Here is a 12,312-nt window from a genome sequence, read left to right as displayed (position 1 = left end):
CGAACCGGTGTGGTTGAATCCAACCTCATGCTTATCGCCGTCACCGGCGGAACGGGATACCTCGGCGCCCACACCGTTTCGGCGCTCCTCGACGCCGGCCACAGCGTCCGGCTGTTGGTCGAGCCGCGCGAGCGCAACGAGGCCCTGGCGCAGTTGCTCGCCGACCGCGGGGACGTGACGTGGGTGCGCGGCGACGTGCGCGACGCGCCCACGGTCGAGGCCCTGCTCGACGGCTGCGACGCGGTGCTGCACGCGGCCGGAATCGTGGGCACCGATGACCGCCGGGAAAAGCTGATGTGGGAGATCAACGCGCACGCCACCGAGGCGATCCTGCGACGGGCGGTCGCGCTCGGCCTGGACCCCGTGGTGTCGGTCAGCAGCTACAGTTCGCTGTTTCCGCCGCCCGGTCCCGTCATCGGCCCCGACACCCCGCCCGTCGAGGGGCGCTCGGCGTACGCGAAGACCAAGGCCTACGCCGACCGGGTCGCCCGCGCACTGCAGCGTGACGGCGCCCCGGTCGTGGTGATCTATCCGTCCAGTGTGGTCGGCCCCGCGCTGGCGACGGCACCCGGCATCACCGAACAGGGCTGGCAGCCGATCGTCCGGTACCGGGTGGCGCCGCGGGTGCGCAATGCGGGCATGCAGATGGTCGACGTGCGCGACGTCGCCGATGTGCACGTCGCGCTGATGCGCCCTGGCCGCGGGCCCAAGCGCTACGTGTGCGGGGGGATGTTCCTGAGCTTCGACGAGATGGTCTCGGCGGTGGAGGCCGGCGCGGGGATAGGTATCCGGCGAATTCCGCTGAGCGCGCCGATGTTCCGCGGGATCGGCCGCATCTCCGACGCCCTGGCCGGGATGGTGCCGCTGGGTGCCGGGTTCAGTTACGAAGCGGCGCTGCTGATCACCGCCGCGATCCCCACCGACGACTCGCAGACGCTGGCCGATCTGGGCGTCACGTGGCGACCGCCGCGAGAGGCGATCATCGCCTCCTTCGGCTGACCCGGTCCGCCCGCGTCAAGGGCGCATCGCCTTCATCGCGTCCATCGTGCGGTACCCCGGCACGAATGCGTCACTGCTAGAACTAAGGTCACGCGTGACGACGGTCGAGTCGTGCCCCGGTCGGGTGCGCGCACACGGAGGAGAACCTGATGGGCACCTATGCAGTGACCGGGTCGGCGTCGGGGATGGGCTGGCAGGCAGCTGAACGGCTGCGCGCGGCCGGTCACACCGTCGTCGGCGTGGACATCAAAGAGGCCGACGTCGTCGCGGACCTGTCCTCACCCGAGGGACGCAGGGCGGCCGCCGACGGGGTGCTCGCCGAGTGCGAGGGCCGCCTCGACGGTGCCGTACTGGCCGCGGGTATCGGCCCCACTCCCGGCGCGGAGCAGTGTCGACGCATCTTCGAGGTGAACTTCTTCGGCGTGGCCGACCTGCTGCAGGCCTGGCGGCCCGCGCTGGCCGCGGTCGGTAACGCGAAAGTCGTGGTGATCGCGAGCAATTCGACGACCACCACCCCGCTGGTGCCGCGTCGGGCGGTGCGTGCGCTGCTGGCCGGCGACGCCGCCAAAGCCGCGCGCGCGGTCCGGTTGTACGGCCCGGTGGGTCCGTCGCTGGCCTACGCGGCGTCCAAGATCGCGGTGTCGCGCTGGGTGCGGCGCCACGCGGTGACGGCGCACTGGGCCGGGGAGGGCATCCGGCTCAACGCCCTGGCGCCGGGTGCCATCCTGACACCGCTACTCGAGAAGCAACTCGCCACCCCGCGTGAGGCCAAGGCGATCGACGCCTTCCCCGTCCCGGTCGGCGGCTTCGGTGACCCCGGCCATCTGGGGGAGTGGATCACGTTCATGCTGTCGGACTACGCCGACTTTCTGTGCGGCAGCGTGATCTTCGTCGACGGTGGCTCCGACGCCTATCTACGCACCGACGACTGGCCTGCGCGGGTCCCCGCCTCGGCACTGCCGCGCTGGGCGAAGCGGTTCGTGACGTTCCGGTCCCGTCGCACCTAGCTTTCGAACCGTGGGGCCTCCGGCACCGTGTGAAGGGTGGTACCGCGAATAGCACCGGGAGTCGTCATGCGTGCACAAGCTCGTTCCATCGCCGGCCGGGTGGGCGTCTGGGTCGGGGTGTTGGGCACCCTGGCCGCCCTGGTGGCCGCGCCCCCGCCGGCCCGGTCCGAGAGCGTCGGGCCTGTCCCGGGGGCGATTCCGCTGGCCTTTGTCGGCAACCAACTCCAGTACTGCGCCCTGATCTGTCCGCACGTGGTCCGCGGCGCCGGTGCCGTCCCGGTTGCCACGGCGCGAACTCCCGTCACGTTCGTGCAGGCCTTCGCGTCGACGGGGTCGGCGCTGCGGGCGATCGGGGCCACCGCCGCGTCGGTGACCGGTCCGGCCGCCGCGGCCGCCACCCCGATCATCGAAAACGACGTGTACCGCGTGGTGCCGAAGGCGTTCAACAACCTCGAGGTCGCGGTGGTGGAGCTGACCGATGTTGCGGCTACGACATTGCAGCCCAGCGCCTTTCGTCGAGCGGTCAGCGCTGCGCGGGAACGTGTGCTGGCGGCGTTGAATCAGCCGTTGCCGCCACCGGCGCCCACTGACACCGGAGCGCGGACGCTTCCGCAGGTGCTGGCCGTCGAGGCGATCAGGGTGACGGCGGCCGTGGCGTTCGAGGCCGGCGAGATCGCATTGCTCGGCGTCGCGCAGTCGGTGGACGCAGCGGCTCAGGAGTTGGCCGACTCCGGTGACCCAGGTGCGGCGTGGCGGGCGGGCGTCGCGCAGGCGACCACCACCGGCGCCACTGCCGGCGGCATCGTGCGCGACGCGGTCGACACGGCGCTGACCAACGTGCGGGCTTCCCTGGCCGACCCGTTCCCGTCATCGGCGGGCGCTCAGGTGCGGCCGTCGACCTCACGTTCGTCGGCGACGTCCCCGTCGGTCCCGGCAGCTTCGTCGTCGGTTTCGTCGAGGGCCGATTCGGCGACGTCATCGACATCGGCGACAACTCCTGCTTCGGCGGGTGCCGGGTCCAGCGACAACGCCGCAGCGAGCGCGAGGAAGAACAGGATGAACAGCGGCGCGCCGAGATAGAAGTTCATCGGACCACCGGGGGAGATGAAACTTCCCGGCGGGCCGATGATCGTGATCGTCTCGATCAACTGCTCGACAGCAAAGACAGCGGCCGCGATGCCCATCCAACGCGGGAACCGACCTTCGTTGGCGGCCAACAGAATCGGTACCGCGACCATGATATCGGCCACGGTCAGCATCGGCGCCCACATCGTCGCGATGTCGGTGAGCGTGCGTGCGGTGGCCGATCCGAGTTGGCCGGGGTGCAACGCCAGGCCCGCGGTGAACCACATCGCGATGTTGACCTGACCGAGCAGCACAGCCGAGCCGATCGTGAATACATACGCCGGCGGTCCGGTCAATCGGTCTCTGGCGTAGGCGAGCAGCGCCACCAGGGCCAGCGAGCCGAACGCCACCAGCAGCGCCTGGGCGCGCATGGAGCCGGAATGGGCGTTGACGTGCGCGACGATGTCGTAGCCCGGCTTGTCGATGCCCGGCATCGTCGGAACCAGAACCAACGCAACGGCATACAACACCGCGAACGCGATACCGGCGATCATCGGGGGCCGACGAAGCATGCTGCACTCCCTGTGTGCCGCGGCGTCGCATGGCGCGGGTCGCGGCAAGCCAATGGTAGACAACCGCGCTATCCCCAACCGCGATTTCATCCACAGGCGGCCCTGGCGTGTCACCGCGCGGCGGCTGCGCGGACGGCGCACCGGCCTAACTTGGCCGCATGCGAACCGAATTGCCTGCCGAGCGCCTGCACCGCCGCCTGGGCAGGGAAGACGAGGACGGTGCCGACGGTGCCGAGGCCGACGACGCCGCCCCGTCGGATGCCGTGTTGTCGCGCTGGTTGCCCGAGACCAAGACCGATCGCGCCGCGGACTGGCTCACCACCGTGCGGGCTGACCCGCGCCGATCGGGGGCGATCGCGCTGGCGGTGGTGGGTGCCGTCGCGGTGCTGGTGACGCTGTTCACCCTGGCCCGGGACCGGCCACCCGCGGTGGTGTCGGCCAACCTTCCGCCGGTGCAGATGGTTTCGTCGACCGCCCCCACGCCGGAGGAAAAACCGGGTGCCGACCAGCCGGTCGTCGTCAGCGTCGTCGGACTGGTGCACAAGCCGGGTCTGGTGACGCTGGATGGCGGCGGGCGCATCGCCGATGCCCTGACCGCCGCGGGCGGAGCGCTCGACGGTGCCGATCTGCTCGGGCTGAACATGGCCAGGCGGGTCGTCGACGGCGAGCAGATCGTCGTCGGCATCGCTTCCGCGCCGGGGGAGCCCAGCGTCATGGGCAGCTCGGTCACCTCCGATCAGCAGGTCGCAGCGTCACCGGGCGCTTCGGCGACCGCGACCGCCACGGACGGATCGGTGAACCTGAACACCGCCACCGTCGAACAACTCGACACCCTGCCCGGTATCGGGCCGGTGACCGCGGCCGCGATCGTGGCCTGGCGGGATACCAATGGCAAGTTCAGCAGTGTCGAGCAGCTCGGCGACGTCGATGGCATCGGTCCCGCGCGGCTGGAGAAGCTGCGCGAACACGTCCATGTGTGACGGTCGTGGAGGCCGGCGTCACCGGACTCGACCTGCGTCTGGTCCCCGCGGCGCTGACCAGCTGGGCGGTGACCGCAGCCGGAATTCTGTGGCAGCACACCGGGGCGCTCGCCTCGGCCGTTGCGGCGGTGGTGCTCACCGCCGTGGCGGGCTGGTGGGGTGGCCGCCGTAGTGAACACCACGAGCACCGGGACGGGCACCGGGTCGGCCGCATCGGTGCGGGCGTGCTGGCGGTCGCGTTCGTCGCCGCGGCGTTCTCGGTCGCGGTCTGGCTGCGCGTCGACGACCTGCGCGACCATCCCGTCGCCCAGCGCTATGGCACGGTCGCCGCCGTCGTGGCCACCCCGAGTGAAAGCCCGCGCGCCCTGGCCGGCGGCCGCATGATGTTCCGCGCGACGCTGCAGAGGCTCGACGGACACCCGACCGGCGGCCGCGTCGTCGTGTTCGCGTCGTCGAGGACGTTCGCCGAACTGGTCGCGGGGCGCCCGGTGGCGTTCCGTGCCCGCGTCGCACGGCCGACACGTCGTGACCTGACGGTCGCGGTGCTCACCGCGGTCGGCCGGCCGACCTACGGCCAGGCCGCACCGATCCACCGCGCGGCCAACGGTATCCGCGCGGAACTTGCCGACGCGGCCCGAGAAGGTCTGCCCGCCGAGCAGGCGGCGGTGCTTCCCGCGCTGGTGCTCGGCGACACCTCGGCCGTGAGCACCGAGGCGGCCGCGCAGTTCCGCGCCTCCGGGCTGACGCATCTGACGGCGGTCTCGGGTGCCAACGTCACGATCGTGTGCGGGGCGGTGCTGATCAGCGCGGCCCTGCTCGGTCCGCGGGTGGCCGTCGGGTTGGCCGCGGTGGCGCTGGTGGCGTTCGTCGTGGTCGTTCAACCCTCGGCCAGCGTGCTGCGCGCCGCCGTCATGGGGGCGATCACGCTGCTGGCGGTCGCGTCGCACCGTCGTCGCCAGGCGATTCCGGCGTTGTCGGCGACCGTGCTCGTGTTGATGATCACCTCGCCGGAACTGGCCGTCGACGTCGGCTTCGCCCTGTCGGCGTCGGCCACCGCGGCTCTCGTGGTCATCGCGCCGGTGTGGTCACGACGGTTGGTCGGCCGCGGCTGGCCGAAGCCGTTGGCCGATGCGGCCAGCGTCGCGGTGGCCGCACAACTCGTCACCGCACCACTGGTCGCCGGGATCGCGGGCACCTTCAGCGTGGTCGCCGTGGCCGCGAACCTTGCTGTGTGCATGGTGATCCCGCCGATCACCGTGCTTGGCACGGCCGCCGCGGCGCTGGGCGAACTGTGGCCCACCGGGGCCGCGGTGCTGATTCGGTTCACCGGACCCGAACTGTGGTGGCTGCTGCGGGTGGCGCGGTGGGCCTCCAGCGTTCCCGGATCGTCGATCCCGGTGCCGGCTGGGGTGGCGGGGGTGGTCACCGTGGCGGCCATCGGCGTGGCCGTGGTGGTCGCGTGGCGCTGGTGGTGGGTGCGCGCGGCGGCGTGCGGCGCGGCGCTGTGCCTGGTCGCGTGGACGGTGGCGGGGCTGTCCGACGCACATGGCACGATCGGTGCGTGAGTGATGACGTTTCGCGTCTGCATCTCGTGCTGGGCGATGAAGAGCTGCTGGTCGAACGGGCCGTCGCGGAGGTGTTGCGCGCCGCCCGCGCCCAGGCCGGCGCCGCCGACGTCCCGGTGAACCGGCTGCGCGCAGGCGAGGTGAGCACCAGCGAACTCGCCGAACTGCTCAGCCCGTCGCTGTTCGCCGACGAGCGGGTGGTGGTCCTGGAGTCCGCCGCGGAGGCGGGCAAGGACGCGGTCGCGCTGATCGCGGCCGCGGCGGCCGAACTGCCGGCCGGCACCTGGCTCGCGGTGGTGCACTCCGGCGGCGGACGCGCCAAGGCGCTCGCTGATCAACTCAAAAAGCTTGGTGCACAGGTTCATCCGTGTGCCCGCATCACCAAGGCGGCCGATCGTGTCGACTTCGTCCGACGCGAGTTTCGCGCGTTGAAGGTGAAGGTCAGCGACGACGCCGTCGCCGCGGTGATCGACGCGGTGGGCTCCGATATCCGTGAACTGGCGGCGGTGTGCTCCCAGCTGGTCGCCGACACCGACGGTCAGGTCGACGCCGCGGCGGTGCGGCGCTATCACTCGGGCAAGGCCGAGGTGAAGGGTTTCGACATCGCCGACAAGGCGGTGGTGGGTGATGTGGCGGGCGCCGCCGAGGCGCTGCGCTGGGCGATGATGCGTGGCGAGCCGCACGTGCTGCTGGCCGATGCGCTGGCCGAGACCGTGCACACGATCGCGCGGGTGGCCCCGCTGTCGGGTGATCCCTACCGGTTGGCGTCGGAACTGAGCATGCCGCCGTGGCGGGTGCAGAAGGCGCAGCGGCAGGCGCGGCGGTGGTCACGAACCTCGGTCGCCGAGGCGCTGCAGCTCGTCGCCGCGCTCAACGCCGACGTCAAGGGCGCGGCGGCCGACGCCGACTACGCGCTGGAGTCCGCGGTGCGCCAGGTCGCCGAGTTGGCGGCGGACTGAGGGTTCTAGATCTTGTTGAACGCGCGGGCCAGCGCCGACTTGCGGTTGGCGGCCTGGTTCTTGTGGATGACGCCCTTGCTGGCCGCCTTGTCGAGCTGGCGGGCGGTCGAGACCAGCAGTTCGCCGGCCTTGTCCTTGTCGCCGGACTCGACGGCCGCGCGGAAGCCGCGGACCGCGGTGTGAAGCGAGGACTTCACCGACTTGTTGCGCAGCCTGCGCTTCTCGTTGGTGCGGTTGCGCTTCATCTGCGACTTGATGTTGGCCACGCGTGTAGTCCTTCGTAAATCTCGTCGGGGTGTCGGTGAGTCTGTGCGGGCGCCCGGCGACGGGCAGCGACTGCTCAGGGTACCAGCGGGGCGCTCGAACCCCCAAAGCGAGGGCCGTTGGCCTGCCCAAACGACTACGGTTTGCCGCACACCCCGGGATGCACCTGGACGGTGTGCAGATCGTCGCCGAGTTCGATCTGGCGGTCGAACGCCGTAGCCGCCAGCGCACGCCAGTCGTCTTCCTGCCCGGGTTCGATGGCCGGCACGTAGTGGGTGAGGATCAGGATGCCGACCCCGGCCCGGGTCGCGGTCGCCGCGGCCTCCTCGACCGAGGAGTGGTAGTCGCAGATGTCGCGCAGGCGCTGCAACGGCAGCGCCTCGACCAGGTCTTTGCGGATCACGGTGTGCACCAGTGCGCCCGCGCCCCGCGCCAGCGCGTCGAGGCTGTCGCAGGGCACCGTGTCGCCGGCCAGCACCACCGACGCCCCCGCGTGCTCGACACGGAACCCGATCGTCGGCGCGACGGGCCGGTGGTCGGTGGGTGCCGCGGTGATCGACACGCCGTCGCGGTCCCAGACCCCGCCGTCGGTGTACTCGTGCACCTCGACCGGGGGCGGTGAGGAGAGGTCGGCGTGATGGGCGATGCGGTAGCCGATGTCGAACCCGAACGCCTTGAGCGTCGCGTCGACCACCTCGGCGGTGCCCGGCGGCCCGATGATCGGCAGCGGCGCCGGGTCCGGGGTGAACGTCGTGACCCACCGGGTGATGAGCACGTCGCCCAGGTCGGCGATGTGGTCGCTGTGCAGGTGGGTCAGCAGCAGCGCGGTCAGCCCATTGGAGCCCACGCCCGCGGCTGTCATCCGTTGTTGCACCCCGCGGCCGCAGTCGACCAGAAAAGTCTGCTCACCGGCGCGCACCAGCGTCGAGGGGCCCGCACGCCGCGCGTCGGGTATCGGACTTCCGGTGCCGAGCAGCGTCACCTCGATCATGGCGCCAGGTATACCCCTTCCCCGCGTCTTCCCCCGCGAGCGTGCGGGTCTGCGGCCGACACGCCGTCATCCGTCGGGAGTTTGCGCACGCTCACCATCGATCTCCCCACCACACCGCACGGCCCGTCGTTTTGGGACACGAATGCCAAAACCTCTCGCAGTCGGCGGCTCCGACCTAGCCTGGTGTGAGGCAGATCACGAGTGGAGGCTTCGATGCGGATCGCGGACGTATTGCGGAACAAGGGCTCGTCGGTGGCGACCATCACCCCCGAGACCTCGGTGGCCGGACTGCTCACCGAGCTGTCGGTGCACAACATTGGCGCGATGGTGGTGGTATCACCTGATGGCCTGATCGGCATCGTCTCGGAGCGCGACGTGGTGCGCGCGGTACACCGACGCGGCGCCGAACTACTCACCCAGCCGGTGTCGGAGATCATGACGACGCTGATCGCGACCTGTTCGCCCGAGGATTCGGTGGACAGTCTGACCCGGCTGATGACCGAGAACCGGGTGCGCCACGTCCCGGTGATGGAGGGCGGCCGGCTGGTCGGCATCGTCAGCATCGGCGACGTGGTCAAGACCCGGATGGAGGAGCTCGAGGCGCAGCAGGAGCACCTGGAGGCCTACATCACTCGTGGGTGATATCGCGATCGAGCCCGCCCGCCGGCGCTATGTACGCGACATGTCCACGGTTCTCGCCCGGGCGTTCTACGACGACCCGGTCATGGTGTGGATGCTGCCCGACGGTGCCGGTCGCCGGCATGCGCTGCGGCTGATGTTCGCAGCCATGATCCGTCACCACTTCCTGCACACCGGCGGCGCCGAGGTGGCTCGCGGCGGGCACGTCGGCGCCGCTGCGCTGTGGGACCCGCCGGGGCAGTGGCGAAACACCCGCCGACAGGGACTGCTCATGATGCCCGGGTTCATCCGGGCGTTCGGCCTGCGGGCGCGGCGCGGTCAGCAGATCGCCGCGCTGATGAAGGCGAATCATCCCGAGGAACCACACTGGTATCTCGCGGTGATCGGCAGCGATCCGACCGTCCGCGGCGCCGGATACGGCCATGCGGTGATGCGGTCGCGCCTGGACCGCTGCGACGCCGAGTACGCGCCGGCCTACCTCGAGTCGAGCAACCCGGACAACATCGGCTACTACCAACGGTTCGGCTTCGAGGTGACCGGGGAGATCACGCTTCCCGACGGCGGCCCGAAGATGTGGCCGATGTGGCGCGATCCGCGCTAACCGGCCCCGTACGGGGTTCACTGCGGGGTGCGAGCGTGCGTCAACTCGGGTTTTTGGTCGGCGTGTCGCCCGCAAACACGCACGCTCGGCCAAACCGCGCCGATCGGGGGCGTCAGCTCCAGGAGTACTCGGCGCGCAGACGTGCGGCGACGATCTCGAACTTCTCCCGCGCCAGGATCGCGCCCTCGCGACGGATGCCCTCCTCGGGCACGTCGAGCACCCGGTCCAGCCGCACCCAGCTCTCCCTGTTCTCGTAATCCCAGCTGCCGCTACCGATCCCGACCCAATCGGGGTCGTCGCGGTGGCGGTCCTGGCTGGACAGCATCAACCCGAGCAATGTGGCGCGGTCGCGCCCCACCACCAGCACCGGGCGGTCCTTGCCCTGGGTCGGGTCGTCCTCGTAGACCACCCACGTCCAGACGATCTCGCCGGGATCCGCACGACCGTCGAGATCCGGGGCGTACATCAGCTTGCGGGCCCGTTGCGCGGTGGGCGCGAAGTTCCGGCTGACGGGCCGGCCCGCGGTGATTGCCGGGGCCTCTTCGCGCGTGGTGCCCGCGATCGCGTCCAAGCCGATCTTGATGCCTTGCTGGATACCGCGCTGCACGGTTTCGGACTGGCCGATCTGACGGATGAACTTCGGCGCCTCGTTGAACACCAAATTCTCGGTGAACTGCTGGAACGTCCGCAGTGCTTTCCAGGGCGGAGCCATGTTTTCGAGCATAAGCGAGGCGGGCACGGCGCGATTGTGTGCGCGAGGCCCAGCCTGGATACGCTGGTAGTGCCCTTAGTCCGCCTCACCTGGAGATTGCCATCAGCAGTTTCGCCGACCAGACCTTCACCGCGCCGGCGCAGATTCGGAACTTCTGCATCATTGCCCATATCGACCACGGCAAGTCGACGCTGGCGGACCGGATGCTGCAATTGACCGGTGTGGTCGACGACCGCACGATGCGCGCGCAGTACCTCGACCGGATGGACATCGAGCGGGAGCGCGGCATCACGATCAAGGCGCAGAACGTCCGGTTGCCGTGGGAGGTCGACGGCGAACGGTATGTGCTGCACCTGATCGACACCCCCGGCCACGTCGACTTCACCTATGAGGTGTCGCGCGCCCTGGAGGCGTGCGAGGGCGCGGTGCTGCTGGTCGACGCCGCCCAGGGCATCGAGGCGCAGACGCTGGCCAACCTGTACCTGGCGCTGGATCGGGACCTGCAGATCATCCCGGTGCTCAACAAGATCGACCTGCCCGCCGCCGACCCGGAGCGCTACGCCGCCGAGATCGCCCACATCATCGGGTGCGAACCCACCGATGTGCTTCGGGTGTCGGGCAAGACCGGCGAGGGCGTCTCCGAGCTGCTCAACCACGTGGTGCAGGAGGTGCCGCCGCCCACCGGCGACGCCGACGCCCCGACCCGGGCGATGATCTTCGACTCGGTCTACGACACCTACCGCGGTGTGGTGACCTACGTGCGTGTCGTCGACGGCAAGATCACCCCGCGCGAGCGCATCAAGATGATGTCCACCGGCGCCGTGCACGAACTGCTCGAGGTGGGCATCGTCTCACCCGAGGCCAAGGCCTCCGACGGGCTCGGCGTGGGGGAGGTGGGCTACCTGATCACCGGTGTCAAGGACGTGCGCCAGTCCAAGGTCGGTGACACGGTGACGACTGCGCGCAACAGTGCCCCCGAGCCGCTCACCGGATATCGCGAGCCCCGACCCATGGTGTACTCCGGGCTGTATCCCGTCGACGGCTCCGAATACCCCGACCTGCGTGACGCGCTGGATAAACTGCAGCTCAACGACGCGGCGCTGACCTGGGAGCCGGAAACCTCGGTGGCGCTGGGGTTCGGTTTCCGCTGCGGGTTCCTCGGCCTGCTGCACATGGAGATCACCCGCGAGCGGCTCGAACGCGAATTCAACCTCGACCTCATCTCGACCTCACCGAACGTCGTGTACCGCGTGGTCTTGGAGAGCGACACCGAGGGCACGGGCCTGATCGTCACCAACCCCTCGGACTGGCCGGAGGGCAAGATCCGCACGGTGTATGAACCCATCGTCAAGACGACGATCATCGCGCCCAGCGAATTCATCGGCACGATCATGGAGTTGTGTCAGTCGCGCCGCGGCGAACTGGGCGGCATGGACTACCTGTCACCCGAGCGTGTCGAGCTGCGTTACACAATGCCGTTGGGGGAGATCATCTTTGACTTCTTCGACGCGCTGAAGTCACGCACCCGCGGCTACGCGAGCCTGGATTACGAAGAGGCCGGCGAGCAGGAAGCCGAGCTGGTCAAGGTCGACATCCTGTTGCAGGGCGAGGCCGTCGACGCGTTCAGCGCGATCGTGCACAAGGAGTCGGCGTACGACTACGGCAACAAGATGACCACGAAGCTCAAGGAACTGATCCCGCGTCAACAGTTCGAGGTGCCGGTGCAGGCCGCGATCGGTTCGAAGATCATCGCTCGCGAAAACATCCGCGCGATCCGCAAAGACGTGCTATCGAAGTGCTATGGCGGTGACATCAGCCGCAAGCGCAAGCTGCTCGAGAAGCAGAAGGAAGGCAAGAAGCGGATGAAGACGATCGGCCGGGTCGAGGTGCCGCAGGAGGCGTTCGTCGCGGCGCTGTCCACCGACTCGACCGCCGACAAGACCAAGAAGTAGCGAGAC

Annotated in this window: 11 protein-coding genes and 1 pseudogene; 8 read left to right on the top strand and 4 right to left on the bottom strand. The window is 69.7% G+C overall.

The annotated features are described in order from the left end of the window. Positions 1-27: 27 nt before the first annotated feature. Together ABQE89_RS22765 and ABQE89_RS22760 are read left to right on the top strand one after the other, a co-directional pair. Complete coding sequence (locus ABQE89_RS22765) at positions 28-999, top strand: NAD-dependent epimerase/dehydratase family protein (RefSeq protein WP_448420868.1); 972 nt, start codon at positions 28-30, stop codon at positions 997-999. Between the two features lie 149 nt (positions 1,000-1,148). Continuing rightward, complete coding sequence (locus tag ABQE89_RS22760) at positions 1,149-2,006, top strand: SDR family oxidoreductase (RefSeq protein WP_448420866.1); 858 nt, start codon at positions 1,149-1,151, stop codon at positions 2,004-2,006. Between the two features lie 881 nt (positions 2,007-2,887). Here ABQE89_RS22760 and ABQE89_RS22755 read toward each other — a convergent pair. Next, on the bottom strand, positions 2,888-3,643 hold the full coding sequence (locus tag ABQE89_RS22755) for a hypothetical protein (protein WP_448420864.1): 756 nt from the start codon (positions 3,641-3,643) through the stop codon (positions 2,888-2,890). A gap of 158 nt (positions 3,644-3,801) precedes the next feature. Between ABQE89_RS22755 and ABQE89_RS22750 the strand changes: the two genes are divergently transcribed. From ABQE89_RS22750 to holA, 3 genes are read left to right on the top strand one after another with little or no spacing between them, the layout of a single operon-like run. Next, positions 3,802-4,623: a helix-hairpin-helix domain-containing protein gene (locus ABQE89_RS22750; RefSeq protein WP_448420862.1), complete on the top strand. Its 822-nt coding sequence runs from the start codon at positions 3,802-3,804 to the stop codon at positions 4,621-4,623. Positions 4,624-4,628: 5 nt separating this feature from the next. Next, positions 4,629-6,188, top strand: a complete 1,560-nt coding sequence (locus ABQE89_RS22745; RefSeq protein ID WP_448420935.1) for a ComEC/Rec2 family competence protein — start codon at positions 4,629-4,631, stop codon at positions 6,186-6,188. Next, complete coding sequence (gene holA, locus ABQE89_RS22740; protein ID WP_448420860.1) at positions 6,185-7,147, top strand: DNA polymerase III subunit delta; 963 nt, start codon at positions 6,185-6,187, stop codon at positions 7,145-7,147. Before ABQE89_RS22745 ends, holA begins: the two co-directional genes overlap by 4 nt. Before the next feature lie 5 nt (positions 7,148-7,152). Here the strand turns inward: holA and rpsT are convergent, their stop codons facing one another. Next, entirely contained in the window at positions 7,153-7,413 is a 261-nt protein-coding gene (rpsT, locus tag ABQE89_RS22735; RefSeq protein ID WP_448420858.1) for a 30S ribosomal protein S20, read from the bottom strand. 134 nt (positions 7,414-7,547) lie between these two features. Beyond that, on the bottom strand, positions 7,548-8,402 hold the full coding sequence (locus ABQE89_RS22730; RefSeq protein ID WP_448420856.1) for a ribonuclease Z: 855 nt from the start codon (positions 8,400-8,402) through the stop codon (positions 7,548-7,550). A 213-nt stretch (positions 8,403-8,615) separates the two neighbouring features. Between ABQE89_RS22730 and ABQE89_RS22725 the strand changes: the two genes are divergently transcribed. Next, positions 8,616-9,044, top strand: a complete 429-nt coding sequence (locus ABQE89_RS22725; protein WP_448420854.1) for a CBS domain-containing protein — start codon at positions 8,616-8,618, stop codon at positions 9,042-9,044. A gap of 40 nt (positions 9,045-9,084) precedes the next feature. After that, positions 9,085-9,642: a GNAT family N-acetyltransferase gene (locus ABQE89_RS22720; RefSeq protein WP_448420933.1), complete on the top strand. Its 558-nt coding sequence runs from the start codon at positions 9,085-9,087 to the stop codon at positions 9,640-9,642. A gap of 112 nt (positions 9,643-9,754) precedes the next feature. Here ABQE89_RS22720 and ABQE89_RS22715 read toward each other — a convergent pair whose 3' ends face one another. Next, positions 9,755-10,354, bottom strand: a complete 600-nt coding sequence (locus tag ABQE89_RS22715) for a type II toxin-antitoxin system PemK/MazF family toxin (RefSeq protein WP_448420852.1) — start codon at positions 10,352-10,354, stop codon at positions 9,755-9,757. 33 nt (positions 10,355-10,387) lie between these two features. Between ABQE89_RS22715 and lepA the strand changes: the two are divergent. Then, positions 10,388-12,306, top strand: a pseudogene (lepA, locus tag ABQE89_RS22710) (translation elongation factor 4). Positions 12,307-12,312 lie beyond the last annotated feature (6 nt).

The sequence above is a fragment of the Mycolicibacterium sp. XJ1819 genome (assembly GCF_053483675.1).
The sequence above is the reverse complement of the archived record's forward strand: the minus strand, read 5'-3'. Positions and strand labels throughout refer to the sequence as shown.